Annotated in this window: 24 protein-coding genes; 10 read left to right on the plus strand and 14 right to left on the minus strand. The window is 64.8% G+C overall.

Annotated features, from left to right (window positions below; genetic code table 11):
- Positions 1–37: 37 nt before the first annotated feature.
- Positions 38–286, minus strand: a complete 249-nt coding sequence (locus tag HQ354_RS01120; protein WP_114330520.1) for a hypothetical protein — start codon at positions 284–286, stop codon at positions 38–40.
- A 33-nt stretch (positions 287–319) separates the two neighbouring features.
- A complete protein-coding gene (locus HQ354_RS01125) occupies positions 320–1,408 on the minus strand; it encodes a substrate-binding domain-containing protein (RefSeq protein ID WP_068420534.1) in 1,089 nt (362 codons plus the stop codon).
- Between the two features lie 68 nt (positions 1,409–1,476).
- On the opposite strand from HQ354_RS01125, the gene HQ354_RS01130 reads away from it, so the two are divergent.
- Positions 1,477–1,932, plus strand: coding sequence for a MarR family winged helix-turn-helix transcriptional regulator (locus HQ354_RS01130; RefSeq protein ID WP_068420531.1), 456 nt, complete (start codon positions 1,477–1,479; stop codon positions 1,930–1,932).
- Here the strand turns inward: HQ354_RS01130 and HQ354_RS01135 are convergent.
- On the minus strand, positions 1,926–2,819 hold the full coding sequence (locus HQ354_RS01135; RefSeq protein WP_068420530.1) for a LysR family transcriptional regulator: 894 nt from the start codon (positions 2,817–2,819) through the stop codon (positions 1,926–1,928). The two genes, HQ354_RS01130 and HQ354_RS01135, sit on opposite strands and share 7 nt — an antisense overlap.
- 112 nt (positions 2,820–2,931) lie before the next feature.
- Between HQ354_RS01135 and HQ354_RS01140 the strand changes: the two genes are divergently transcribed.
- The 6 genes from HQ354_RS01140 to HQ354_RS01165 all read left to right on the plus strand — a co-directional run bounded on the left by HQ354_RS01140 (position 2,932) and on the right by HQ354_RS01165 (position 10,835).
- Positions 2,932–4,422 carry a CoA-acylating methylmalonate-semialdehyde dehydrogenase gene (locus HQ354_RS01140; protein WP_157105188.1) on the plus strand — a complete coding sequence of 497 codons (1,491 nt, stop codon included), beginning with the start codon at positions 2,932–2,934 and terminating at the stop codon, positions 4,420–4,422.
- A 96-nt stretch (positions 4,423–4,518) separates the two neighbouring features.
- A complete protein-coding gene (locus HQ354_RS01145; protein ID WP_068420527.1) occupies positions 4,519–5,676 on the plus strand; it encodes an iron-containing alcohol dehydrogenase in 1,158 nt (385 codons plus the stop codon).
- A 259-nt stretch (positions 5,677–5,935) separates the two neighbouring features.
- Positions 5,936–7,390 carry a cytosine permease gene (locus tag HQ354_RS01150; RefSeq protein ID WP_068420525.1) on the plus strand — a complete coding sequence of 485 codons (1,455 nt, stop codon included), beginning with the start codon at positions 5,936–5,938 and terminating at the stop codon, positions 7,388–7,390.
- Between the two features lie 10 nt (positions 7,391–7,400).
- Positions 7,401–9,143 carry a nitrilase-related carbon-nitrogen hydrolase gene (locus tag HQ354_RS01155; protein ID WP_068420524.1) on the plus strand — a complete coding sequence of 581 codons (1,743 nt, stop codon included), beginning with the start codon at positions 7,401–7,403 and terminating at the stop codon, positions 9,141–9,143.
- Positions 9,144–9,213: 70 nt separating this feature from the next.
- On the plus strand, positions 9,214–9,927 hold the full coding sequence (locus HQ354_RS01160) for an aspartate/glutamate racemase family protein (protein WP_068420521.1): 714 nt from the start codon (positions 9,214–9,216) through the stop codon (positions 9,925–9,927).
- On the plus strand, positions 9,924–10,835 hold the full coding sequence (locus HQ354_RS01165; RefSeq protein ID WP_068420925.1) for an NAD(P)/FAD-dependent oxidoreductase: 912 nt from the start codon (positions 9,924–9,926) through the stop codon (positions 10,833–10,835). Before HQ354_RS01160 ends, HQ354_RS01165 begins: the two co-directional genes overlap by 4 nt.
- On the opposite strand, the gene HQ354_RS01170 is transcribed toward HQ354_RS01165, so the two are convergent.
- The 6 genes from HQ354_RS01170 to HQ354_RS01195 all read right to left on the minus strand — a co-directional run bounded on the left by HQ354_RS01170 (position 10,836) and on the right by HQ354_RS01195 (position 16,710).
- On the minus strand, positions 10,836–11,612 hold the full coding sequence (locus tag HQ354_RS01170) for an MHYT domain-containing protein (RefSeq protein ID WP_068420519.1): 777 nt from the start codon (positions 11,610–11,612) through the stop codon (positions 10,836–10,838). It abuts the gene before it with no gap.
- Positions 11,613–11,624: 12 nt separating this feature from the next.
- Positions 11,625–12,206 (minus strand): ATP/GTP-binding protein, encoded by a 582-nt coding sequence (locus HQ354_RS01175; RefSeq protein WP_068420516.1) that lies wholly within the window; start codon positions 12,204–12,206, stop codon positions 11,625–11,627.
- Positions 12,187–12,504 (minus strand): DUF742 domain-containing protein, encoded by a 318-nt coding sequence (locus HQ354_RS01180; protein ID WP_068420924.1) that lies wholly within the window; start codon positions 12,502–12,504, stop codon positions 12,187–12,189. Before HQ354_RS01180 ends, HQ354_RS01175 begins: the two co-directional genes overlap by 20 nt.
- 114 nt (positions 12,505–12,618) lie before the next feature.
- Positions 12,619–13,032 (minus strand): roadblock/LC7 domain-containing protein, encoded by a 414-nt coding sequence (locus HQ354_RS01185; RefSeq protein ID WP_068420515.1) that lies wholly within the window; start codon positions 13,030–13,032, stop codon positions 12,619–12,621.
- Positions 13,029–15,596: an ATP-binding protein gene (locus HQ354_RS01190; protein ID WP_308115261.1), complete on the minus strand. Its 2,568-nt coding sequence runs from the start codon at positions 15,594–15,596 to the stop codon at positions 13,029–13,031. Before HQ354_RS01190 ends, HQ354_RS01185 begins: the two co-directional genes overlap by 4 nt.
- A 241-nt stretch (positions 15,597–15,837) precedes the next feature.
- On the minus strand, positions 15,838–16,710 hold the full coding sequence (locus HQ354_RS01195) for a LysR family transcriptional regulator ArgP (RefSeq protein ID WP_068420512.1): 873 nt from the start codon (positions 16,708–16,710) through the stop codon (positions 15,838–15,840).
- Between the two features lie 68 nt (positions 16,711–16,778).
- Here HQ354_RS01195 and HQ354_RS01200 point away from each other — a divergent pair, with 68 nt between their 5' ends.
- Positions 16,779–17,402 (plus strand): LysE/ArgO family amino acid transporter, encoded by a 624-nt coding sequence (locus tag HQ354_RS01200; RefSeq protein WP_068420510.1) that lies wholly within the window; start codon positions 16,779–16,781, stop codon positions 17,400–17,402.
- A 10-nt stretch (positions 17,403–17,412) separates the two neighbouring features.
- Here HQ354_RS01200 and HQ354_RS01205 read toward each other — a convergent pair whose 3' ends face one another.
- Positions 17,413–18,111: a TetR/AcrR family transcriptional regulator gene (locus HQ354_RS01205; protein ID WP_308115260.1), complete on the minus strand. Its 699-nt coding sequence runs from the start codon at positions 18,109–18,111 to the stop codon at positions 17,413–17,415.
- Between the two features lie 70 nt (positions 18,112–18,181).
- Between HQ354_RS01205 and HQ354_RS01210 the strand changes: the two genes are divergently transcribed.
- The gene (locus tag HQ354_RS01210) at positions 18,182–18,793 is read left to right on the plus strand and encodes a TetR/AcrR family transcriptional regulator (RefSeq protein WP_068420509.1); all 612 of its coding nucleotides are present in this window, start codon (positions 18,182–18,184) and stop codon (positions 18,791–18,793) included.
- A gap of 4 nt (positions 18,794–18,797) precedes the next feature.
- On the opposite strand, the gene HQ354_RS01215 is transcribed toward HQ354_RS01210, so the two are convergent.
- From HQ354_RS01215 to HQ354_RS01230, 4 genes are read right to left on the minus strand one after another with little or no spacing between them, the layout of a single operon-like run.
- Positions 18,798–19,838 (minus strand): acyl-CoA dehydrogenase family protein, encoded by a 1,041-nt coding sequence (locus HQ354_RS01215; RefSeq protein ID WP_068420508.1) that lies wholly within the window; start codon positions 19,836–19,838, stop codon positions 18,798–18,800.
- Between the two features lie 11 nt (positions 19,839–19,849).
- Positions 19,850–21,061, minus strand: a complete 1,212-nt coding sequence (locus tag HQ354_RS01220; protein WP_068420507.1) for an acyl-CoA dehydrogenase family protein — start codon at positions 21,059–21,061, stop codon at positions 19,850–19,852.
- Positions 21,058–21,822: an enoyl-CoA hydratase-related protein gene (locus HQ354_RS01225; protein ID WP_068420505.1), complete on the minus strand. Its 765-nt coding sequence runs from the start codon at positions 21,820–21,822 to the stop codon at positions 21,058–21,060. Before HQ354_RS01225 ends, HQ354_RS01220 begins: the two co-directional genes overlap by 4 nt.
- A 10-nt stretch (positions 21,823–21,832) precedes the next feature.
- The gene (locus HQ354_RS01230; protein WP_068420503.1) at positions 21,833–23,470 is read right to left on the minus strand and encodes an AMP-binding protein; all 1,638 of its coding nucleotides are present in this window, start codon (positions 23,468–23,470) and stop codon (positions 21,833–21,835) included.
- A gap of 142 nt (positions 23,471–23,612) precedes the next feature.
- Between HQ354_RS01230 and HQ354_RS01235 the strand changes: the two genes are divergently transcribed.
- Positions 23,613–24,359 (plus strand): FadR/GntR family transcriptional regulator, encoded by a 747-nt coding sequence (locus HQ354_RS01235; RefSeq protein ID WP_068420922.1) that lies wholly within the window; start codon positions 23,613–23,615, stop codon positions 24,357–24,359.
- The last annotated feature ends 171 nt before the right edge of the window (positions 24,360–24,530 follow it).

The following is a 24,530-nucleotide window of genomic DNA, read 5'->3' on the forward strand; positions in this document are numbered from 1 at the left end:
CGTCGTCGAATGCCCACCGCGCGAACATGTTCGACGGTCAGGGAACGACCGGAGCCTTGCCGCCGTCGTACGGTTCGATGGTCACCTGCTCATCCGGTGCGAACTCGACGCCGACGATGTCGTCTCCTTCGGTGACCGTGACGACCACGGCGAGACCGTCCTGCGCAACGGCTTCGATGCGGCCGCGAGATTCGCCGTCGTCGCCGACGAGTTGGTAGTCACCGACCACGACCAACAGCTCCTCCGCCGAAATCGTTCGACGCCCACCGAAATCTTCTACAGTCATGCCCACCACCGTAGACGGATCGAACGTTTTCCGTCACGACACGCGCCTCGGAGTGATCTCGACCAGCACGTCGAAATCGAACTCACCCGCTTTGGCAAGGTAGATCGGTTGCGAGACATGGCCGTTGGTCATCTTCAGATGACCGCGTGCGCCGTCGTACGAGAAGTTCTGGGCGATCGACTCCAATGCCGTCACCTCGGCCGACCCCGCGCGGTCGACCATCTCCCCCAACATCGTGATTCCCTCGTAGCACGACTGACCGAGTGAACCGACTATCGGCGCGTCGACCCCGAAGCGGGACGAGAATCGGCCGGAGAAGTCGAGACTCTCCGACGTGCCGAGCGTCTCGAAATAGCCTGAGGAGACGTACAACTCGCGGGCGTTTTCCGATCCGGTCGCCAGCAGCATGTTCTCGTCCATCAGTGGGCTGAGCCGGACGCACCGACGGTCCAGTCCCGCGGACGCGAACGCCTGATGGAACGCGACGGCGTCGTCGCCCAGCAGCAGGACGACGACGCCGTCGCACCCGGATCTCTCGATGCCGGATACGGTCTGGGCGTAGTCGACGGTGCCGATCGGTGAGAAGTCACCGAACACCACCGACACGCCGATCGAGTGCAGGTACTCGGTGACGATGGCGGCCGTCTTGCGGGGCCATACGTAGTCGTTGCCGACCACAGCCCACCGCCTGCGGCCCAAGTCGTCGACCATGACGTCCAACGCCGGAATCAGCTGCGCCGATGGTGTTTCACCGGTGACGAACAGACCGGGGTACCGATCCCCACCCTCGTAGAGCGACGTGTAGACGTACGGAATTCTGTTGGCAGTGATGGGAATCAGCGCACGGCGCACCGCGGATGTATGCATCCCGGCGACCGCGTCGAGGGCTCCGACGTCGACGAGCCTACGTATCTCTCCCGCGACGACGGCCGGGTCGCGCCCCCCGTCGATCGGCACCAGTTCGACGCGTCTTCCGAGCACGCCGTCGTTGGCGTTGAGCTCCTCCTGTGCGAGTTGCGCGGACAATTCGCTCGACGGTCCGACGAGACCGAACGATCCGGACATGGGAAACACGATGCCGACGGTGAACGTCGCATCGCTGCGTGCCCGCGTCACATTCATTCGTCCGTTCACCTGCCGTCGCCTAGACTCCTCTGCGGAGAATCCCTTCATGATAGGAGTGCGATCGCGTGAGCCTTTCCGAACGGCCAGATCGTGCTCCGGGCACGGACCGACTGCTCGCGTCCGTCGATCGCTTGGTCGGCGAGCGTATGCGCACGCTGCTGGCACCGGCAGATCTGGACCTGGAGGAATGGCGCGTTCTCTGCCTGCTGTCCGACGGCGACGGTCACACGATGGCCGAAACGGCCGAGTTCGCACTGCTGCCGCCTCCGACTCTGACCAAGGTCGTGAACCGCCTTGTCGCGAACAATCTCGTCCACCGGCGATCGGGCACGGTCGACCGCCGTCAGGTGCTGATTCGCACTACCACTCGCGGACAACAGAAGTACGACGCGTTGGCGTCGGATGTCGAAGCTCTGCACCGCGAGCTCTTCGGCGCGGACTCCGACCGCGCACTACTCGAAGGCATGCTCGAGACACTGCACCGCAACGCGGCGGCCGACCGCGCGCCTGCCGATCACTGACCGGATTGCAGATGGGGCGCATCCGCGACGATCGACGTCAGGAGTTCGTCGACGGCTTTGACCCTTGCGAGCGACGTCAGCTCGCGTGGAACCGCGACCCAGTACGTGCGATCGATCGAGAACTGTTCCGGCAGAACGCGTTCGAGCGCACCATCCGGCTCGCCGATGTAACTGGGTAGCGGCGCGATGCCCAGGCTGTTCTTGGCCGCGAGCCAGTGCCCGGTGATGTTGTTGGTCTGAATCTGCGCACGCCCGTCCGCGAGGATCGAGTCCAGGATGCGCAACGGCGCCACGTCGAGCAGCGCCCCGACGTACCAGATCAGTGTGTGGTCTCGCAGATCGTCGATCTTCGAGATCGCGGCCGTCCTCGCCAGGTAGTCCCTCGTCGCGTACAGGTGCAGTGAGTACGTGGCCAGTTTGCGATACGAGACGAGCCGCGCCGACGGCTGCTCCAGCGTGATGGCGACGTCGAACTCGCGCGTGTTCAGAGAGTTGTGCTCGGTAGCGGTCACCAGCTCGACGTCGAGATCGGGGTGACGGCTCCGCAGCTTTGTCAGATTGGGCGTCAAGACGAATGCGCCGAACCCGTCCGGAGCCGCAATACGAACCGACCCCGTGAGCGATCCCATCGTCGACGTCTGATCCTCGAACGCGGCGATCAACGCCGATTCGACCGTCTCCGCGTAGCCGACCAGCCTGTCCCCCGCCTCCGTCAATCTCCACCCACTGGGTGTGCGATCGAAAAGCCGTTGTCCCGCAAGCTTTTCCAAACTCGTGATCCGACGACCGACAGTCGTGTGATCGACACCGAGCGCTTTCGACGCCTCGTTCAGGCGACCGTGACGGGACACCTCGAGGAAGAAGCGGAGATGGTCGGCGGTGAACATTTCGCCAGCGTATCAGCGCGTGCATTTTTGCACGCACAGGTGCGCGATTGGCCTTTGACAGGGGCATGTATGCCTACGAGACTGGTGTCACATCTCGAGCGAAGGAATATCTGTGACGACTATCGCGCACTGGCTGGACAACAAGGAATTCGCCGGCACCTCCGGTAACACCGCACCGGTCACCAACCCCGCTACCGGCGAGGTCACCGGACAACTGGCACTGGCCAACCTGGACGATGCCCGCACCGTCATCGACGCCGCCGCAGCCGCGTTCCCCGCCTGGCGCGACACCTCCCTCGCCAAGCGCGTACAGGTCCTGTTCAAATTCCGCGAACTCTTGAACGAACGCAAGGGCGAGTTGGCGGAAATCATCACCGCCGAACACGGCAAAGTACTCTCCGACGCATTGGGCGAAATCTCCCGCGGCCAGGAAGTCGTCGAATTCGCCTGCGGCATCCCCCACCTACTCAAGGGCGGGTTCACCGAGAACGCCTCCACCAAAGTCGACGTCTACTCCATCCGCCAACCCCTCGGCCCCGTCGGCATCATCTCCCCCTTCAACTTCCCCGCCATGGTCCCGATGTGGTTCTTCCCCGTCGCCATCGCCGCCGGCAACACCGTCGTACTCAAGCCGTCGGAAAAAGACCCCACCGCCTCCATCTGGATCGCGAACCTCTGGGCCGAAGCAGGCCTACCCGCAGGCGTGTTCAACGTCCTCCAAGGCGACAAGCTCGCCGTCGACGAACTCCTCGAGAACAAGAAGATCAAAGCGATCTCCTTCGTCGGCTCCACCCCCATCGCCCAATACGTGTACAGCGTCGGCACCGCGAACGGTAAACGCGTCCAAGCTTTGGGTGGCGCGAAGAACCACGCCATCGTCCTACCCGACGCCGACCTCGACCTCGCCGCCGACGCCATGGTCAACGCCGGCTTCGGCTCCGCAGGCGAACGCTGCATGGCCATCTCCGCACTCGTCGCCGTCGGCGACATCGCCGACGACCTCGTCGCGAAAATCGTCGAACGCACCACCCCCCTCGTCACCGGCGACGGCACCAAGAACTCCGACATGGGCCCGTTGGTGACGCAGGCCCACCGCGACAAAGTCGCCTCCTACGTCGACGCAGGCGAAGCAGCAGGCGCCACCATCGTCGTCGACGGCCGCCAAGTCCAGCCCGACGGCGGCAAGGACGGATTCTGGCTCGGACCGACCCTGATCGACAACGTCACCACCGACATGAGCATCTACACCGACGAAATCTTCGGACCCGTCCTGTCCGTCGTCCGCGTCGACAGCTACGACGAAGCCCTCCAACTGATCAACGACAACCCCTACGGCAACGGCACCGCCATCTTCACCAACGACGGCGGCGCAGCACGCAGGTTCCAAAACGAAGTCGAGGTCGGCATGGTCGGTATCAACGTCCCCATCCCCGTCCCCATGGCCTACTACAGCTTCGGCGGCTGGAAGAACAGCCTCTTCGGCGACACCCACGCCCACGGCACTGAAGGCATCCACTTTCTCACCCGCGGCAAAGCCATCACCAGCCGCTGGCTCGACCCCAGCCACGGCGGCATCAACCTCGGATTCCCCGAAAACAGCTGACACCCCCACGTGCGCGCGAATGTATAGCCCGCTATACATTCGCGCGCACGAGGCGTAGTTCTAACACGCACGAGGCGTAGCCCTAAGGAGTAGTGCATGGTTGCCAACATTTCGTTTCCGCGGTTTCTGAAACTCGGCTCGGGCGCAGTCGAGGAGTTGGGTTCGGTTCTGTCCGATCTCGACGTCGAGCGCCCCCTGCTCGTCACCGATGCGTTCATGGTGAGCAATGGATCTGCCGATCGGCTGCTGAAGATCATCGAGGCCGCGGGGAAGCAGGGCGCGGTGTTCTCCGAAACCGTTCCCGATCCGACCACGGAATCGCTGCAGGCCGGTCTCGACGCGGTACAGGCGCACGGCGCCGACGTCATCATCGGTTTCGGCGGCGGTAGCCCGATGGACACCGCGAAAGCCCTTGCCGTGCTGACGAAGCAGGGCGGTGAGATGCGTGATTTCAAGGCGCCGCGCGTGTACACGGGTCCGGCGCTGCCCATCGTCGCGATTCCGACGACGGCCGGAAGCGGTTCGGAAGCAACGCAGTTCACGATCATCACCGACGTCTCGACCGACGAGAAGATGCTGTGCCCCGGCTTGTCGTTCCTGCCGATCGCGTCGATCGTCGACTCCGATCTGACGATGTCGATGCCTGCTCGATTGACGGCCGATACCGGCGTCGACGCGCTGACTCACGCCATCGAGGCGTACGTCAGCAAGAAGGCGAACCCGATTTCCGACGGTTTGGCCCTGTCGGCGATGAAGACGATCGGCCGGTATCTGTTGCGGGCGTACAGAGATGGTTCGGATCGTGAGGCACGCGAGAACATGATGCACGCGTCGACGCAGGCAGGCATGGCGTTCTCCAACGCGAGCGTGTGTCTCGTGCACGGCATGAGCCGTCCGATCGGTGCGCACTTCCATGTCGCACACGGTCTTTCGAATGCGATGCTACTTCCTGCGGTCACCGCGTTCTCGATTCCGGGTGCGCGCGGACGCTACGCCGACTGCGCTCGCCAGCTGGGTGCGGCCGATCAACACGACAGCGACGATGTGGCGTCGTCGAAGTTGATCGAGTTCATCGACACGCTGTGCGCGGACGTGGAGGTTCCGTCCCCGAGCAAGTACGGCATCGACAAGGCGCGATGGGACGAACTGATCCCCTTGATGGCCGAGCAGGCCCTTGCGTCGGGCTCGCCGGGAAACAACCCGGTGGTTCCGACCGCCGACGAGATCGCCGAGCTGTATCGCACGATCTTCTGAGTTCACCAGCACTGTGGCCTCGTACCCGTCAAGGGTGCGGGGCCACAGGTGTTTCGGCCCGAAATGTACGAATCCAAGACCGTCTCGAGAAATTAACATAGTTCCTAGAAAAATAGTGTCTGTAGGAAGTATTCTTCTGGGAGCGCAGCATCGTGTCGACCATCACCGCTGGCTGCGCATCCCACCGACCACGGCGCCCCGCGCACCCGCGGACGGCCCATGAGCCACCGCGTCGATCGAGAAGAACTGGACACGCGTCATGAACATGAAGAAATATTTCGAGGGGCCGGCCACCAGCCTCGACGATCAGATCGAAAGTTATGCGACATCGCGCGTACCGGCGAGCCAGCGCTGGCCTAGGCCGGCAATTCTGCTGGTGTTGACGGGCAACGTCACCGCGATGTTCTGGTTCTCGCTCGGCGGCCAGATCGGCTTTCTCGTCGGTTGGCCGATGTTCCTCGTTCCGATCGCCTACATGGTCGTCGGTGCGACCCTGATCGGAAGCCTGATCATGCGGATCGCCAGCCAGGAGGGGCTTTCGCTCCCGCTTCTGACGCGCGGTCTCGGATTCGGAACGAAGGGCTCCGCGGTTGCCTCGCTTGTCTACGCGGTGAACTACGTCTTCTATTTCATCTTCGAAGGCAGCATCGTCTCACACGGCCTCAGCGAGTTCGCGGGCATCGACATAGACTCGTTCTGGGCGACGGTCGTGTTCGCTGTCGTCGCGCTCGTCGCGCTGTACTTCTCCTGGCGCGGAATGCATTCGATGAACGTCCTGCAGAAGTTCGGCATGCCGATCTTCCTCGTTCTGTTCGCGATCGGCATGTACATGCTCGCGAGCGGTTACGTTCTCGTGGGCCCCGGCGAATGGGAAGCGACGGGCGGCTTCTCGTCGACCGCGATGTGGCAGGCACTGAGCCTCGTCAACGGCCAGATCGTCTTCCAGGCACTCATCGCGACCGACTACGGCCGATTCGTCAAGAAGGAGGTCACCTACCGCGGCACTGCAGGTCTGATGCTGTCGGAGCTGCTGATGATCGTCGTCGTGATGATTCTCGGTGTCTTCCTCGGCTTCACGATGCTGCGTCACTTCGACGGCACAGCGACGCCCGAGCTGTCCGCCACCGACCCCGGCCTCTACTTCGCCGTCGTGATGGGTCTGCTCGGTGTCGTCTTCGCCATCGTCACCCAGGTTCGCATCAACGTCATGAACCTCTACTCCGGATCGCTCGCGCTCTCCAATGCATGGGATGCGTTGTCGCCCCGCAAGTTCGGACGTCAGTGGTGGATGGTGGCGCTTCTCGTCATCGGAATTGCTCTGTACCCCATCAACGTTCTGCAGTACACCGACAAGTTCCTCGCCGTCACCGGCATCATGACCAACACGTGGATCTTCATCCTGCTCGCCGACTACTTCGTCTGTCGCAAGTGGCTCGGGCTGGCACCGTCGTCGAACATCGAATTCCGCGACGGCTTCGTACGCACCTGGAATCCGTGCGGAATCACCGCGATGATGCTGGGAATCGTCATCGGCGCTCTGGGCGTCTTCGGCGTATACCCGTCGTACTACGCGTCGTTCATCGCGATGTTCGTCGGACCGATCGTCTACATTCCGCTGACGATCGCCACCCGCGGACGCTTCTACACACCCACCACCCTGCCCGCTGCGGAACAACACACCGATTTGCCCGACGCGACCCCGACGCACCGATAGGACCGACACGATGACTTCCGTAGCACCTTACGAAGCAGCAGCGATTCAGTACGAGCCGACGCTGTTCGACAAGTCCGGCAATGTCGCGGACCTTCTCGCGCTGGTCGGCGAAGCCGCCCGGCACGGCGCGAAGCTGATCACCACTCCGGAGATGGCGACGACCGGATACTGCCTGTACGACTACGACGAGGCAGCCACCGTCGTCGAAACCGTCCCCGGCCCGACGACGGATGCGTTCGCTGCCGTAGCGAGCGAACACGGCTGCTATGTCGTCGTCGGAATGCCAGAGGTCGACGCGGACACCGGCCTGTTCTACAACGCCGCCGTGCTTGTCGGTCCCGAGGGCGTGGTGGGCAAGCATCGAAAGACGCACTCGTACATCGCCGAACCGAAGTGGGCGGCACCGGGCAATCTCGGCCACCAGGTGTTCGATACCCCCATAGGCCGGATCTCTCTGCTGATCTGCATGGACATGCACTTCGTGGAGACCGCGCGCGTCGTGGCTCTCGACGGTGCGGACGTGATCTGCCACATCAGCAACTGGCTCGCCGAACGCACACCGGCTCCGTACTGGATCAGCCGCGCCTTCGAGAACCGGTGCTACGTTGTCGAGAGCAACCGCTGGGGCCTCGAGCGCACCGTGCAATTCAGCGGCGGGACGTGCATCATCGAGCCCGACGGCACCGTCGCGTCGTCGATCGACTCCGGAAACGGCATCGTGTACGCGCAGATCGACCCGGCGCGCGCCCGAGAGCAGAACCCGTGGGGCGATCGCAGGCCGGAGCTCTACCGCGAACTGCAGTCGAACACATTCCTCTGGAACCCGCTGGACTTCTTCTCCCTCTACGGACACCGCACGTTGCCCGACGGCGCTCGCACCGCGGTGACGGTCGTGCAGTCCACGCCCACCACCGATGTCGAAGCCAACGTCTCCGCCATCGAGAACATGATGTCGAAGGCGAACGGCGGTGAGCTGCTGGTCTTTCCGGAGCTGTCGATCACCGGACCGCTGTCGACGGATCGTCCGGCGTCCGCGGTGGCGGAATCGCTCGACGGGCCCTCCCTCGCACGGATCGCCGACGCGGCCGCGAGAACCTCCACGACGGTCGTCGTCGGCCTCGCAGAGTTCGCCGACGCGACGTTCTACAACACCGCCGTCGTCGTCGGTCCGTCCGGAATCCTGGGCAGCTATCGTCAGACCCATGTCGCGCCGGCCGACACGGAGTTCTTCGACGCAGGCGACAGCTGGGCCGTGCTCGACCTGCCTGCCGGACGCGTCGGAATCCTACTGGGCAACGACGTTCACTTCCCCGAGGCCGGACGTGTTCTCGCCCTTCGGGGATGCGACATCGTCGTCTGTCCCGCGGCGATGTCCGCACCGGTCGGCGGTCACGTCGGCACCACCATTCCGCACCAGGGCGCAATCCTGACCGATGCGGATCCTCTGCACTGGCACCACATGCGGGTGCGGGCGGGTGAGAACAACGTGTGGTTCGCCTTCGCGAACGCATTCGATCCGGACCGCGGATTCGACGGGCACAGCGGCGTTTTCGGTCCGGACACCTTCGCGTTTCCGCGTGGCGAGAGCGTCGTGACGACCGAAAGGGGCGCGGCAACGGCCGTCGTCGACACCACCAATCTCGACAGCGTGTATCCGACGAACGTCGTCCGACGCAAGGATCTGGTGTCGATGCGGCTGCCCCACCACTACCCCACCCTGAGCGCCGCGTCGAAGGTCGCTGTCGACGCGTGATCGCACGGGGTCGACGGCGACGACGAAACTCGTTCGCCGGACGGTTCGACTTTCGACTACCGTCGACCCCATGCGTTCAGGACCTCGTGTCATAGGTTTGCTCGGCGGAATGAGCTGGGAAAGTAGTGCCCTGTACTACCGCCTGATCAACGAAGGCGTCCGGGACCGCCTCGGCGGAATCCATTCGGCACGCTGCATTCTGGACTCGCTCGATTTCGCGGAGGTCGAGGCGCTGCAGGTTGCGGGCGACTGGGATTCCGCGGCAACCCTTCTCGCGGAGGAAGCCGTCAATCTGCAGCACGCCGGGGCCGAGATCGTCGTGCTGTGCACCAACACCATGCACAAGGTGGCCGACGCCATCGAGGCCGCGGTGTCGATTCCCGTCCTCCACATCGCCGACGCGACCGCGGCCGCCGTCAAGCGCACCGAGGTCACCACGGTCGGCCTTCTGGGCACCGCGTTCACGATGGAGCAGTCGTTCTACCGTGAGCGTCTCGAGAACAGTGGGCTCGGTGTCGTCGTGCCGTCGTCCGACGATCGCGCCGACGTCCACCGCATCATCTACGAGGAGCTGTGCCGCGGGATCATCACGGACTCGTCCAGGGAGGTGTACCGACGGGTCATCTCGTCGCTCGTTGCGGAGGGTGCCCAGGGAATCATCCTCGGCTGCACGGAGATCGAGCTGCTCGTCTCTTCCGAGGATTCCCCGGTTCCGGTGTTCCCGACGACGGCGATCCACGCCGACGCGGCCGTGGAATGGTCGATCGGGCGGTCACGCCGATGACGCGCTTCGACGCACCCGTCACGATCGTCGGCGCGGGCATTGCCGGGGCTGCCTGTGCCACCGTCCTCCGCGACGCCGGGGTTCCCTTTCGGCTCGTCGAACGCGGCCGCGCAGTGGGTGGCCGGATGGCATCACCCGAACTGCACGGCCGACGCGTCGACATCGGTGCCGGATACTTCACGGTGCGTGATCCCGAATTCGCCGCACTCGTGTCGCGTTGGGAGTCCGCAGGCCTCGCTCGGCCGTGGACCGACACGTTCGGTGTTCTGGCCCCCGACTCGGACCCCGAGACCAGCACCGGTCCGACGCGATGGCGTACCCTGGGAGGGCTCCGTTCGCTCGTCCGTTCCATGCTGGCCGACGTGCCTGTCGAGAGCGTCACGGTCGAGGGGCTCCCGGACGGCGACGTCGTTCTCGCGATGCCCGATCCGCAGGCTGCCCGTCTCACGACGGTTCCCGAACCCGTCGACTACCAGCCGGTTCTGACGGTCGTCGTCGGCTTCGACGAATTGAGACTGCCCTTTCGGGACGCGGCGTTCGTCAACGACCACCCGATCGTGGAGTTTCTTGCCGACGACGGCGCGCGACGGGGTGACGGTGCTCCGGTACTCGTCGCACACACGACGGCCGAGTTCGCGCGTGCACATCTCGGCGACCCCGACACGGCAGCAGACCCCGTCGTCACCGCACTCGTCGAACTGCTCGACACCGACCGGCCGTCGTGGACGCACGTACACCGCTGGAGCTTCGGTAAGCCCGAGTCGAGTCACGACGCATCCTTCGCGCTGATCGAATCCGATGGTCGCCGAACGGGATTCGCCGGCGACCAGTGGTGCCCGAACGGCGCGCCGCGCGTGGAGAGCGCCTGGCGTTCGGGTACCGATCTGGGCCGCGCCCTGTTGACGTAGCTATGCAACGGGAAGGTGAGTTGCCTCGGCTTCAGCGGCGTCGAGGTCGTCGTCCGACAGGGTGAGCAGCGCCGCGATCGGGGCGGCGAGGGCCAGCAGGCCGACGACGAACACCGGGAACAGAAATCCGAACACCTCGAGGCCCTGTGGGATCGGCAGGGCCGGGTCGACGGATACGCGCACGGCGGCCATGCCCGTGTAATGCATACCCACCACGGCGACGCCCATGGCGATTCCGGCCGCGAGCAGCAGCAGCGGCCTCTGCAGGACGAGCGTGAACCACAGCGACAGCGTGCCGGCGACGACGGCGATGACCACCGAGATCGCTACCAGCGTCGTGTCGTAGGACACCGATCCCTGGATGCGAATCGCGTTCATGCCGGTGTAGTGCATGACGTTCACGGCGACACCCATGATGACGCCACCGATGAGCAGCGTCCAGATGTTGACGCGACGTCCGATGATGATGAGACCGACCATCGTCGCAGCGATGGCAAGCAGTGCCGAGACCACGGTCCAGAACAGGTCGTACCGAATGACGCTGCCGGACACCGAGAATCCGAGCATTGCGATGAAGTGCATCAACCAGATGCCGATGCCGCCGATCGACACGGCCGCCATGGCGAGCCATCCGAGGCGGCTACGCTCGGTCGACGCCACCGCCGATCGACGCGTACACGCCAGTCCGACAACACATCCCACTACGGACACGATGTAGGCCAGGAACAGCAGCCACAGGCCCATCGAGAAGTGGTTCATCTCGTGCGCGTGATGCATGACGGTGTCTCCTTACGAGGCGGAGTGCACTCGATCGAGCGCGTACTCGGTGAGGGTGATCAGGGCGCGGCGGACCGATTCGGTGACTCGGGCGTCGACGGTGATGATGGGCACGTGCGGCGGGACGGCGAGCGCCTCGCGAATGTCGTCGACGGGATACGTCGGCGCACTGTCGAATTCGTTGACGGCGACGACGAAGGGCAACCCCTTCGCTTCGAAGTAATCGATGGCGGCGAAACAGTCGTCGAGCCGCCGGGTGTCGATGAGGACGATTGCGCCGATTGCACCACGCACCAGGTCGTCCCACATGAACCAGAAACGTCGCTGCCCCGGTGTACCGAACAGGTACAACACCAGGTCGTCCGCCAGCGTGATGCGGCCGAAGTCCATGGCCACCGTCGTCGTGGATTTCGTTGCGGTGTCGTCGAGTTCGTCGATGCCCTCGGAGGCGTCGGTGATCAACGCTTCGGTACGCAGCGGAACGATTTCCGAGATCGCACCGACGAGCGTCGTCTTGCCCGCTCCGAAGCCGCCTGCAACGACGATTTTCGTCGATGCCGCCCGGCCTCCGACGTCAGAGTGCGCGTAGTCCACGGAGGGTCCTTCCGATCAGTTCGCGGCGTTGGTCCGCGGTTGCGTCGTCTCCGAGCGTCATCGATACGCGGAGTGTCCCCGTGCCGACCAGGTCTCCGACGAGTACTCGCGCGACACCGAGTGGAATGTCGAGCCGCGCCGAGATCTCTGCCACCGAAGGACCGTCGATGCACAGCTGGACTATTCGAGAGCGAATGTCGCTGGCGGGCCACGGGTTCGGCGCCGTGTGGGACACGACGTGCACGGGGGCTTCCAGCGGCAGGTAGACCTCGGACGTGGTGCGTCCAGCGGTCAGCATGTACGGGCGAACCAGGCTCGGAGCAGGCTCCGGTGGGATCGCCTCTACGTCGGCAACGAATTCCGATGCAGCCGTCGCCGATTCGAGGTCGTTATCGGTCGTGTCCACGATTCATCACCGATCTCGCATCCGAGCGGACGGCTCGATCATGCTGCCGACACGGTCGACGAGCACTGCCATCTCGTATCCGACCTGGCCTATATCGCACGTCGACGCAGTGAGCGACGCGAGGTGCGAACCGTCGCCGACACTCATGAGCAGAAGGTAGCCGTTCTCCATCTCGACGATGGACTGCAAGACCGGGCCTCCGTCGAACAACCTGGCCGCGCCCGACGACAGACTCGCCAAACCCGAAGTGACCGCGGCCAATTGCTCGGCACGCTCTCGGGGCAGCTGTTCGCTGGCGGCCATGAGCAGACCGTCGGCCGATACCAACACCGCGTGCGCGACCCCCACGATATCCCGCGCGAAGTTCGAGACCAGCCAGTCGAGTGACCGGTCGGGCGTCGATGCGATGGGATGGTTCATTCGTCCTCTTCCGTTCTGTGTCGACCTGTGACGTCCTCGGCGCGGCCGGTGCGAACGCCCGTGAAGTGGCTGGTCAGCTTGTCGCGGACGGCCTCCGGTGATCGCGTCGGAATCCGGTCCTGCGGGCCGTGACCGTTCGAGCCGCCCTCGGGTGTTCGCCGATCGACCGCGCCGGGTACGAGTCGTGCTCCCGGTCGCCGCGCAGGCAGCCCGGCGTCCGTCCGCTGCCCGACGGCACTGTCGGTGGCGTGGCGTGCCGCTGCCCATCCCGAATCGGCAGGCGTCGTCCACGACCGCGAACGCCCATGCCCGGTCGCAGGATCCACCAGCCACTCGGAGACCATTCGCTGGTAGATCGGCATCTGCTGAGGCCGCGGCGACAAGGGATCCGGTGGTGGCGGAATCGGTGTGTCCGAATCGAGGTCGGCTCTGGCCGCGTGCACGGCCGGGCGGGCCCCGAAGAACGCGGCCGTATTCGACGGGCCCTGCGCGCGACGATCGGGTGCGTCGCCCGCATCCGACGACGCAGGCGACGTCTCCGCGTCGACTCCGCTGGCTCCTGGTCGACGCCTCGGCAGCTTCCCCGGCTGAAATTCGTGCGCCACTCCATTGACACGACCGGGCGCGGTCGGGGCGGGCGCAGTGCTTTCGAGGACCGATTCGTTTTGAGACTCCGGCAGGTCGTGTGTCTCCGGCGTCACCGCAACAGGCACCGACATCACCGACGACGTTCGCGGCGTGGGTCGTGCATGACGCTCGGAAGTCGGGAAGGAAGTCACGACCAGCCCGACGGGAATGTGCATGCTGACGGTCACGCCGGACGACCCGCCCTGCACCTGGGTGGGCCGCAACCGCACGGTGACGCCGTGCCGGTGGGCCAGCCGACCCACCACGAAAAGACCCATGCGACGGGCAGTTTCGGGTGTCACCTCGCCGCCGACTGCCAACCGGTTGTTGGTCTCCTCCAGATCTGCGGGTGGCATGCCGAGGCCACGATCGGCGACTTCGAGGAGGATTCCGCCTTCGATGGCGCGCGCACCGGTCACGGCGACTGCACTGTCCGGAGGTGAGTACCGCAGGGCGTTGTCGATCACTTCCGCGACGAGGTGGACGATGTCCGCTGCCGACGCGGCCGTGAGCGCGGCGTCGGGCACGTCGAGCATCTGCACGCGGCGGTAGTCCTCGACCTCGGACACTGCGGCGCTCAGCACCGCGTCCAGCGCTACCGGCTGGTCGCTGTGAGGCCGACGGGACTGAGTCCCGGCGAGAACCATCAGGTTGGCGCCGTTACGACGCATCCTCGTCGCGAGGTGATCGAGACGGAACAGGCTGTCCAGTCGACGCGGATCGTCTTCGTCGCGTTCGAGTTCCTCGATGAGCGCCAACTGCTGGTCCACGAGCGATCTGGACCGGCGGGACAGCGTCTCGAACATGTTTCCGACCTGAACCCGCAGCCGCGCCTGCTCGCCTGCCAGCTGCAGGGCCTCTTCGTGAATCGCGTCGACGGCCCGAGCGAGTTGCCCGATCTCCTCACCGGTGTGCACCGGAACGGGCGTGATGTCGGGCGTTCGGCCGCCGCCGCGAATCTGCTCGATCTCCTCCGGTAGCTCGCGGTGGGCGACGGACAGCGCACCGAGGCGCAGTCGCCGGAGGGGAGCCACGAGCGACCGCGCGACGAGCAACGCCAGAACCAACGCGATCAACACCGCGCCGAGAACGACCGCGGCGTCGCGCAGTGCGACCGAGCGCCTGTCGAGTGCCGCTGCGGACAACGACGATCCGAGAGTGTCGGAGAATTCGCCCAGTGCCGCCGTGTACAGCTCGGCAGAGCGGGCGGCCGACAGGAACGGATTGGTCGGCGCCCCGGCCGCAGCGGACCCGTACATCCGAATTCGGCTGTCGAGTTCGGCACGGAGTCCGGCGACGGTCGTCGCATCGTCGCCGAGAACCGCTGCGAGCGCGTCGATGTCGGCGGATTCGCGACCCGCTGTCCGGTTGGCCGACGCCAGTACGTCGGGATCGAGGATCGACACCAGCAACTGCTGTGTCTGCGCGGCTCGGCGCCCGGCCATGGCAACGGTGACGCCGTCGATCGCCGAACGCACCTCGGCGTTCTCGACGTCGAGCGCGGCGGAGACGACACCTGCCAGACCCGTCGTGACCGCGGTGGCGGCGTCCGCCCGTTCGATCGGCGGCACGAATTCCCCTACGAGCCGTTCCCGCATGGCGACGGCGGCCTCGATGGATCGGTCGAGACGTTGCTGCACGTCCGAACCGGAGCCGACCGTCGATTGCACGACCGACCTGACGGTGTCGACGGCACTGTCGAATCCGGCCGGGTCCAGCGCCCTACCTGCGACTGCGTCGGCACCGACCACGGCGTCGAGACGCAGGATCGGTTCGACGATCCGTGCGTTGTCGGCGGCCGCGGACAGGTCGGCTGCGGCAGCCAGTTCGGACTGCACGCGTACTGCACCGAAGCCCATGGCCAGCACCAACGGGAGTGCGACGACGGCTGCGACCTTGGCTCGGAGCGGCCACGCAGCAAGCGTTCGGCGTCGCACGGCCGCATCCCGGGAAGGGGGTTCCGTTACTGTTTCGACCACTGATCCGGACTCGCTTCGACTCGGAATGGGGACGACGGGCCTGAATTCTCGGACACCGCGCTGCCACGACGGTCACGCAGCATGTGAGGAACAACAAACCGCGTGGACTTCTTCTGTCACGAAGAACTTATACCAAAGACTTGTTTTTCGGAAGATTAACGACCTGAAGAATGTTTGATCGGCGTAGGACACGCTCTCATCAGGTCAAAGCCATGGACGCGGCCGCCTGGATGGCGGAAGTCAGGGCATCGAGGGCCTCCGTGCGCACACTCCATCGCTGCCAGTGAAGGGTGACGTCGACGCCCGTGCCCGGGGCCATGTCGATCAATTCTCCCGTTCGCTCGAGTCGGTCGCTCTGCTGTCTCGGCAGTACTGCCCAGCCGATGCCGAGCCGGACGGCTTCGACGAAGTCCGCGGACGCCGGCACGTGATGCCTCCGGTTGTCGATGCGCGTGTGCCCGTAGCGCTTCAGATAACGATCCTGCAGGTCGTCGGACCTGTCGAAGACGATCATCGGAGCACGGGCGATCCCGGCCGACGTCGATTCGTCGAACCACCTGTCCCGAAAGTCGGGCGAGCACATCGGGCGATACCGCATGATGCCGAGCGGCGAGACCGAACATCCCTGCACCGGTTCGCCCGACGTCGTGACTGCGGCCATGACAACGCCCTGCCGCAACGATTCCGCCGAGTGATCCTGGTCCTCGCGGCGCACGTCGAAGTCCATGCGGTCCGACAGTGTGGCAAGCGCAGGCAGCACCCAGGTGTTGAGAGAGTCGCCGTTGACGGCGATCGGAACGGTCGGGACCGCGGCGGCTTCGCCGAGCTCGTGCATGTCGGCGACGAGAGATCGAATCTGGCGTGCCAATCGCAGGTACGGCTGCCCCGCTTCGGTGATCCGAATCGGTTTGGAGCGCTGCACCAGGACGACTCCCGCCGCGGTCTCGAACGCCTTGACTCGCTGGCTGATGGCCGACGGTGTCACGTGCAGGCGTCGCGCGGCCGCGTCGAACGATCCCTCGTCCACGGCGGCAGCAAGGGCGTCCAGTTGCGGCAGATCGAAGGGCGACATAAGCAATGCTAACGCTGGGCCAGAAACATTCGCTGTACTGTTTCTCGAAGCTGCTCTAACGTCGACGCATGTCGTTTTCCGCCGCGCCCGTGTTCGCCGGTTTCGCTTTCGGGCTGTCGCTGATCGTGGCGATCGGAGCGCAGAATGCGTTCGTTCTCCGTCAGGGAATCGCTCGGGCACACGTCCTGCCGGTCGTGGCGGTGTGCGCGCTGTCCGACCTGGTGCTCATCGCCGCAGGCGTCGCGGGTGCGGGTGCTCTGCTGGACGCCGCCCCGGCGTGGGCGACCGTCGCCTACTGGGGCGGCGCCGCGTTCCTGCTCGCGTACGCACTGCTGTCCGTTCGCCGTGCGATACGGCCGGCGACGCTCGTCGCGGAGGCCGACGGGCACGCACCGCACATCTGGGCTGCAGTGGTCACCGCACTGGCGTTGACCTGGCTCAACCCGCACGTGTACCTGGACACACTCGTGCTGCTCGGTTCCATTGCATCGAGTTACGACACGGCTCGCCTGTGGTTCGGGGTCGGCGCCGCCGCTGCCAGCATCGTGTGGTTCGTCGGACTCGGGTACGGCGCTCGGATCCTGCGTCCCGTGTTCGCGAAGCCGGGTGCGTGGCGAGTGCTCGACGGCTCGATCGCCGCCGTGATGACCGCACTCGCCCTCTCCCTTGCGACACAGGCACTCGCGGGGTGAACGGCCGACGTCAGTCGGTGACTACGATGCGTTCCCCGACGTCGACGACCGCGCGGCTCAACGTCTTCGACGCGTGGCGCGACAACGGGCCCTCGTCCATGCGCAGCGCGTGAATGGTCATCAGGAGTTCGATCAGCGTGCGTATCGCCAGCGTGTGGGAGGCGTGTGCGACCGCGGCTCCCCGTTTCGTCGACGGGACCGCCGCGGGTAACAGGTAGTCGAAGGCTCGCTGCACGTGTATGCCCTCGAAGTCGCGTCGCAGCGTCGCCGTCTCGGCCGTCGCACCGGGTAGGTGGTAGTGCATGAGCCGAGATTCGTCGGGATGCGCTTCGACCCAGTGCCACACCGCGAGCGTGACTGCCTCCAACGAGGGAACGTCCTCGGGGTCTTCTTCGGACCGGACCTGATCGACGACCTCGTTGACCATGTCCATCACCCGTCGCATGGCGAGTTCGAACAGTTCGTCCTTACCGCTGAAGTGGTAGTAGACGGCGGACGGCACGACGTCGGCTTCGGCAGCGACGTCCTGAATGCTCGCCTCGGGGAAACTCTTCGCCGCGAAGACTCGGATCGCCGCATCGACGATGTCCTGCCGACGTGACGGCCGATGAGCCGACGGTTTCCCGTCCGCCGACCCGTTGCCGGCTCCGTTGCCCGATTCTTCCGTCACGCTCTTCGGTTTCGACTTCTTGATCTTCTGCGCGCTCACAGTCACAGCTTCCCCCACCCTTCGGTCGCCGAGCCTCTAGTCTTGCATGACCGAAATTCGAGGAGGGCGAATGTCGACAACACAGAGAAGACCAGCACACCGGCCGTCACGGCGCGGCGTCATCGTCGAGACCGCATTCGATCTGTTCGCGACCGGGGCTGTCACCGACGTGACGGTCGCCGACATCGCGAGCGCAGCAGGAATGACGTCGGCCGCTATCTACTACCACTACCCGTCTCGCGAAGAGATTCTCCTGGAGGGACTGCGTGAGTTCTCGGCGGCGTACATCGGCGAAGTCGGTCGCATCACCGCCGAGGAGAGCATTCCCCACGGTTCACTGGACACCCTGGTCCCGTCGCTGGGGCGCTGGTTGGAGGACAACCGAACCCGGGCAGTCGTGTATTTCGTGAGTGCGCGCGGGTCGAGCCTGCTCGTCGAGGCGCTTCGTCGAGAGAACACCGTCGCACTGATTCCGATCCTGTCGAGCGCTGCCCGCAAGATTCGCGGCAAGCTGTCGGCCGCCGAAGCCGGAGTGATCGCGGTCGCGCTGATCGCGCAGATCGAGGTGTTCGCGTCGTCGATGTTGTCGAAGGACTCGGTGTTCGAGACCCTCGGCCGGAAGAGATTCGTCGACACCGCCGCTCGGCTGTCCGAGCGGATCGCGGGCTCGACTGCGGGCTAGGTGTCTACAAGCCGGAAGCCACCACCTCGAGATGTGACTCGACGGTCCCGAACAGCAGTTCGTTCGTCTTCGCGCGCCGGAAATAGGTGTGCAGCGGATGCTCCCAGGTGAAGCCGATCCCGCCGTGGATCTGAATCGACTCCTCGGCCGCGAACACCGACGCCGTCGTTGCCAGGACCCGCGCCGTCGAGACGGCGGTGACGAACGCTGCGGTGTCTCGATCCGTGGCGGCGTCGGCAGCGTCCAGGACTGCGGCTTCCGCCAGTTCGATCGCGATCGACATGTCGGACAAACGATGTTTGATCGACTGGAACGACCCGATCGGACGGCCGAACTGCTGACGCGTCTTCGCGTAGTCGACGGACATGTCGAGACAGGCGCGCGCCGCTCCCACCTGTTCCGACGCGACAGCCGCCAGCGCGAGTGCCTGCGCTCGCTCGAGACCGGACCGCAGATCGCTCCCTCCGACCCGAGACGCCTCCACGTCCGCGAACTCCACGCGCGTCAGCGCGCGTGTGAAGTCCAACGCCTCCATGGGCGTTCGCGTCACTCCCGGTGCAGTCCCGTCGACCACGGCCAGCTCGGGACCAGCCTGTCCGTTCGCGACGACGACCAGAAGGTCTGCCTCCGCGCCGTCGACGACGAAGTCCTGACGTCCGTTCAGTGTCAACTGTCGCCCGTTCGCGTGCGCGTCGATGTTCGACACCGAGAACGGATAGCCGGTGACAAGCGCTGCGGTGGTCGATCCCGCCGCGATCGCCGGGACATACTCCGCACAGGCATCGTCGGTAGCGCATTCGAGCAACGTCGACCCGGCAAGCACGATCGACGACAGGTACGGCGCCACCGTCATTGCCCGGCCTAGTTCGGCGGTCACGACGGACAGATCCTTCGCGCCGTATCCCGCACCACCCATGCTCTCCGGGAAAGGAATTTCGGTCATGCCGAGATTCACCAGCGAAGCCCATGCGTCTCCTGGGCGCGCGAGCACCCCGCGCAGGCTGTCGCGAATTTCGTTCTGTTCGACGGTCATGTCGAGTGTCATGATGCGAGCCCCTACCGTGGTTCCCTGGGCAGTCCGAGCCCACGTTCGCCGATGATGTTGCGTTGAATTTCGTCGGATCCTCCGGCGATGCGATAGCCGGGTGCGCCGAGAAGATGCTCGGTCCACGCGAACGTGTCCGCTTCTCCGTTGTCCGCGAGGACTTTCGGTCCGAGGAAGCTCGCGGCCGCGTCGCCGATGCGTTTGAGGTTCTGTGTCCAGACCAGCTTGCCGATCGATCCTTCGACACCGGGGACATGACCCGCCAGTTCACGTTCGGCGTAGCGCGCGACCATCAGCGCCGACGCGCGTTCGTACACCGCGACATTCGCCAACTTCTGCCGAACCAGCGGGTCGCCGTCGATGCCAAGACGTCGCGCCAAGCGGAGCAGATCGGTTCCACTCCCACCGGCGCTGACGATTCCCGCACTCGAATTTCGTTCGAAGCCGAGCGTCGTCAGCGCAACGTTCCATCCCTGGCCGACGTCGCCCAGCCTCATGGAATCGGGCAGCTCGACACCGGTGAAGAACACCTCGTTGAACGTCGAGCCACCGGACATCTGCCGGATGGGTCGTACCTCGACTCCCGGCGCGTCCATCGGAACCAGGAATGCCGTCATACCACGGTGTTTCGCGACCGACGTGTCGCTGCGGGCAATCAACAGCCCCCACTCCGAGAACTGCGCCCCGGAACTCCATACCTTCTGGCCGTCGATGATCCAGCTGTCACCGGTGCGCACTGCCTTCGTCGACAAGCCGGCGAGATCCGACCCCGCTCCCGGTTCGGAGAACAACTGACAACACAGCTCGTCGGCACGGAGGAACGGCGTCACGAACCGTCGACGCTGATCCTCGGTACCGAGGAGGTGAACGGTGGGAGCCACCAGTTCGACTGTCACCAGGACGGTTTCGTGTCGCTCCGGCGCACGGAACTCACGCTCGCGGGACACGTAGATGCGTTCGTGGCTCGCCGAGAGACCAGGACCGCCCCATTCGGGAGACCACGTGATCGCGCCGAACCCGGCGTCGACGCGCGTCGACTGCCACGTCTTGGCCGCCTCGATGAGCGCGCGTTCCTCGGATTCGCTGTGGTTGTGGAAGATTGCGTAGGAGGGCTTTTCGGCGGTTTCGCTCGTTCTACGTTCGAGATGTTCGGAGAGCCACGCCGTGCACGTGGCGTCGAACTCGCCCAGTCCGATGTCGGTGTTCTCGATCGTCGACGTCATGTCCGCGCCTTTCCTGCCATCTGCGCCATTCTCGTTTCGACTGCAGTCTTCGAATCGGGGTGTTCCGATAGACGAACGGTGAACGTCTGTTCCAGTTCGTATCCGCGCTTGAGATCGAGCGGCTCGCAGCCGTTCAACGATTGCTTGGCCAGCGTGATCGCGTAGCGGCTCTTGGCGGCGATGGTTCGAGCACGCTGCATCGCGAGCTCGAAATACTCGTCGTGCGACGCGACCTCGATCGGAGCGCCCCATCGTTGCAGCGTCTCGGCATCGACGGACTCGGCAGTGAAGAACATGCGACGCATCGCTTGCTGCGGAAGCATTCTCGCCGTGAATCGGCCACCGCCCAACACGCCGACATTCATCTCCGGGAGTCCGAATGTCGCCTTCTCGGATGCGACGACAACGTCGCACGCTGCCGTCAGTCCGAACCCGCTACCCAACGCCGGTCCGTTGATCGCGCCGACGACGGGGATCGCGCAATCGATCATGTTGAAGAGCGCACGCCGCACCCGGCGCATCTGCACTTCACCACTCGTCGCGTCCATCACACGGAACTCGTTCAGATCGTTTCCCGCACAGAAGATTCGGCCGCGCCCGGTCAAGACGGCTACCTTCACTTCGGCGTCGTCCGACAGCGTGTCGAACACGTCTGCGATGGCGTCGTACATCGCGGAGTCGAGAGCGTTGACCTTTCCGTGCGCGAGTTCGACGACCGCGATACCCGGTTCGGGAACGGTGACGACTACTCCTTCTGCCACTTTCGACACCTCACTTCTCGTAACTCGCCGAGATGGTCACCCCGGCCATTTGTTTCGGAACGACGGATCTGTCGCGGGTCCAGTCGCGCAGCGCGAACTTCTGAATCTTGCCGCTGGCGGTCTTGGGCAGAGCGTCGACGACGAACACGCTTTCCGGAATCTTCTGCACCGCGACGTCACGACCGGAGAGGAATTCGTACACCTCCGTCAAGCTCAGATCGCGAGCATCGCGCGTCACGACGAACGCGCATCCTCGCTCGCCCGTCGTGGCATCGGGGCCTGCGACGACGGCGACCTCCACGACGGCAGGGTGCTCGCTCAGCAGGTTCTCGACGTCGTGCGTGCTGATCTTCTCACCGGACCGATTGATGATGTCCTTGATGCGTCCGACGATGTGCAGTCCACCGAACTCGTCGACTGTGGCGAGGTCGCCCGTGCGGAAGAAGCCGTCGGGCGTGAACGCCGCGTCGTTGAGCGACGAATCCAGATACCCGAGGAACGTGTCCGGTCCACGCCACAGCGCCTCCCCGACGACACCCGGTGACGCGACGCCACCGTTGCCGTCGGACACGATCACCTCGGTCGGCGCCATGGGCCTACCGTCCGTTCTCGTACGAAGCTCGACGGTGTCCCACCGATCCGTGCATGTCACCGACGGCCCTTCGGTCGCACCGAACATGCGCACGACCGTTCCGAGACGCTCGGTCGCTGCCGCGGTCAGCGAATCGGGGATGTCCGCACCACCGCAGATGATGTAGCGGATCGACGGTGTCGCCTGCTCGGAGGCGTCCGCGGCGTCGAGCAGTCCACGCAGGAACGGTGTCGAGAAGATCATGAAGCTGGCGCCCTCTCGGACGATCCGTTCCAATGCGACCGTCGGCTCCCACAGATCCTGCAGAACGACGGGCGCTCCCAACAGAAACGGAAGTGTCAGAGCACAATTGACGCCGGTCACGTGCGTCACCGGGGACGGGTTGAAGATCACGTCTCGCTCGTTGAGGCCGAACCAGTCGATCATCGACCGATTCTCGAAGACGACCGTGTTGTGGCTGTGCAGCGCACCTTTCGGGTCGGCGGTCGTGCCCGAGGTGTAGAGCAGCAGGCAGACGCCGTCCGGGTCGGGTTCCGAAAGGCCCTCCAGTGCATCCGGTCTCGCCTCGTTCAGCAGGTCGGACCAGGACGTGTCGCCGACGACGATGACATCGAGTCCGGGGACGCCGAGCGCGTCGTACATCGCCGCGTAGTCGAAGCCGCGGTACGACCCGAGTACGAACACCATGGCACTGCGCGCCTGACCGATGATGAACCCCACTTCGCGACCGCGATAGATCGGCACGATGGGGTTCGCGATCGCGCCCAGCTTCATGATGGCCTGGAACACGATGACTGCTTCCGCACAGTTCGGCAGCTGGAACGAGACGACGCTGTCCGTTCCGATTCCCCGGCCGTGCATGGCAGCAGCGAGACGGCAGGCCTCCCGGTCGATGTCGGCGAACGTGAACCGGCGATCGCCGTCGACGACGGCCACGGTATCCGGGAACTGCGACGCCGCCCGCGTCAGGAAATGACCGACCGGCTTGTCCTGCCAGTGACCACCGTCGCGAAACGACTGCGCGAGAGACGAATCCGGTAGCCGAGTCGGCAGCATGCGAACCTCCAGAAGAACCGCCCTGTGGTGGGATCGCCCTACAGTAACCAATCCCTGTCAAATATGTACAGGTTTTGGCCGTATTGCTTCGTTGGTAGCCGGTAAGGTGAATCAATTGCCGACACCACGTGAGGACTCGCAGATGACCACCGAAGACCATCGCCATCGAATGGGCCGCCCCCAGAAGATGTCCGAACGCGTGGCCAACGTGATCGCCGACGAGATTCTCGGCGGCGGTATCGTCGCCGGTCAACGCTTGCCCACCGAGAAGGAAATGGTGGCCGAATACGGGGTCGCGCGCACGACGGTGCGCGAAGCGCTCCGTCTGCTGGAAAGCCGCGATCTGGTCACCATCAAGGCCGGAATCGGCGGCGGCCCCGTCGCATGCAGGCCCAAGTTCGAGTCCCTCGGCAACACGATGAAGCTGTTTCTCCAACTCGAGGGTGCGAACATCAGCGACGTCATCGACGTCCGACTGACACTCGAACCGATCGTCGCTCGGCAGGCCACCTCCAGCATCACGGACGCACAACTCGACACGATGCAGGCCGCGCTCGACAGCATGCGTGAGGCGCCCGAGGACTACGAGAATTTCCAGGAGAAGAACGCGCTGTTCCAGACGTCGATCTACAAAGCCGCGGGTAACCCGGCGTTTCGCATCGTCATGGAAACGCTGTGGCTCCTCGTGCGCGACGCCGAACCCAACGAGCACCCCATCGCGACCCGTAAGGCCGCGACCGAGGCGCAGCAGGCCGTTCTCGACGCGATGCGCGAGCGCGACGCCGACGCCGCGGCGGCGGCGATGAGCGACTTCGTCCACGACACCGCGCGGTACTACCGAAAGCGCCTGTCCGCGATCATCTCTCAGCCGGTGCACTGGCAGCTCTGACGCACGGGCCGTGGTTGCTCACCACCGACTCCGGATGAACCCATCCGAATCCAAACATGTACACATTTGACAGGGTTTGGGGTTACAGTGTGATCGCGCACACCCGATTCGCCCGTAGCCGGCCGACGACACAGGACACCGGCGCCCGGTGAATGCGCGACCGATCTCCTT

Source organism: Rhodococcus sp. BP-261, from assembly GCF_019835205.1.
In the GTDB taxonomy this organism is placed as follows: Bacteria; Actinomycetota; Actinomycetes; order Mycobacteriales; family Mycobacteriaceae; genus Rhodococcoides; species Rhodococcoides kyotonensis_B.

Coding starts and splice junctions, on each gene's coding strand:
- HQ354_RS01195 (WP_068420512.1), bottom strand. CDS start 16,710: ATGTCGCCCTTCGATCTGCCGCAACTGGACGCCCTTGCTGCCGCCGTG.
- HQ354_RS01215 (WP_068420508.1), bottom strand. CDS start 19,838: ATGACACTCGACATGACCGTCGAACAGAACGAAATTCGCGACAGCCTG.
- HQ354_RS01210 (WP_068420509.1), top strand. CDS start 18,182: ATGTCGACAACACAGAGAAGACCAGCACACCGGCCGTCACGGCGCGGC.
- HQ354_RS01165 (WP_068420925.1), top strand. CDS start 9,924: ATGACGCGCTTCGACGCACCCGTCACGATCGTCGGCGCGGGCATTGCC.
- HQ354_RS01150 (WP_068420525.1), top strand. CDS start 5,936: ATGAACATGAAGAAATATTTCGAGGGGCCGGCCACCAGCCTCGACGAT.
- HQ354_RS01180 (WP_068420924.1), bottom strand. CDS start 12,504: ATGCTGACCGCTGGACGCACCACGTCCGAGGTCTACCTGCCGCTGGAA.
- HQ354_RS01155 (WP_068420524.1), top strand. CDS start 7,401: ATGACTTCCGTAGCACCTTACGAAGCAGCAGCGATTCAGTACGAGCCG.
- HQ354_RS01135 (WP_068420530.1), bottom strand. CDS start 2,819: ATGTTCACCGCCGACCATCTCCGCTTCTTCCTCGAGGTGTCCCGTCAC.
- HQ354_RS01160 (WP_068420521.1), top strand. CDS start 9,214: ATGCGTTCAGGACCTCGTGTCATAGGTTTGCTCGGCGGAATGAGCTGG.
- HQ354_RS01220 (WP_068420507.1), bottom strand. CDS start 21,061: ATGACGTCGACGATCGAGAACACCGACATCGGACTGGGCGAGTTCGAC.
- HQ354_RS01235 (WP_068420922.1), top strand. CDS start 23,613: ATGACCACCGAAGACCATCGCCATCGAATGGGCCGCCCCCAGAAGATG.
- HQ354_RS01145 (WP_068420527.1), top strand. CDS start 4,519: ATGGTTGCCAACATTTCGTTTCCGCGGTTTCTGAAACTCGGCTCGGGC.
- HQ354_RS01200 (WP_068420510.1), top strand. CDS start 16,779: ATGTCGTTTTCCGCCGCGCCCGTGTTCGCCGGTTTCGCTTTCGGGCTG.
- HQ354_RS01120 (WP_114330520.1), bottom strand. CDS start 286: ATGACTGTAGAAGATTTCGGTGGGCGTCGAACGATTTCGGCGGAGGAG.
- HQ354_RS01170 (WP_068420519.1), bottom strand. CDS start 11,612: ATGCATCACGCGCACGAGATGAACCACTTCTCGATGGGCCTGTGGCTG.
- HQ354_RS01185 (WP_068420515.1), bottom strand. CDS start 13,032: ATGAACCATCCCATCGCATCGACGCCCGACCGGTCACTCGACTGGCTG.
- HQ354_RS01125 (WP_068420534.1), bottom strand. CDS start 1,408: ATGAATGTGACGCGGGCACGCAGCGATGCGACGTTCACCGTCGGCATC.
- HQ354_RS01230 (WP_068420503.1), bottom strand. CDS start 23,470: ATGCTGCCGACTCGGCTACCGGATTCGTCTCTCGCGCAGTCGTTTCGC.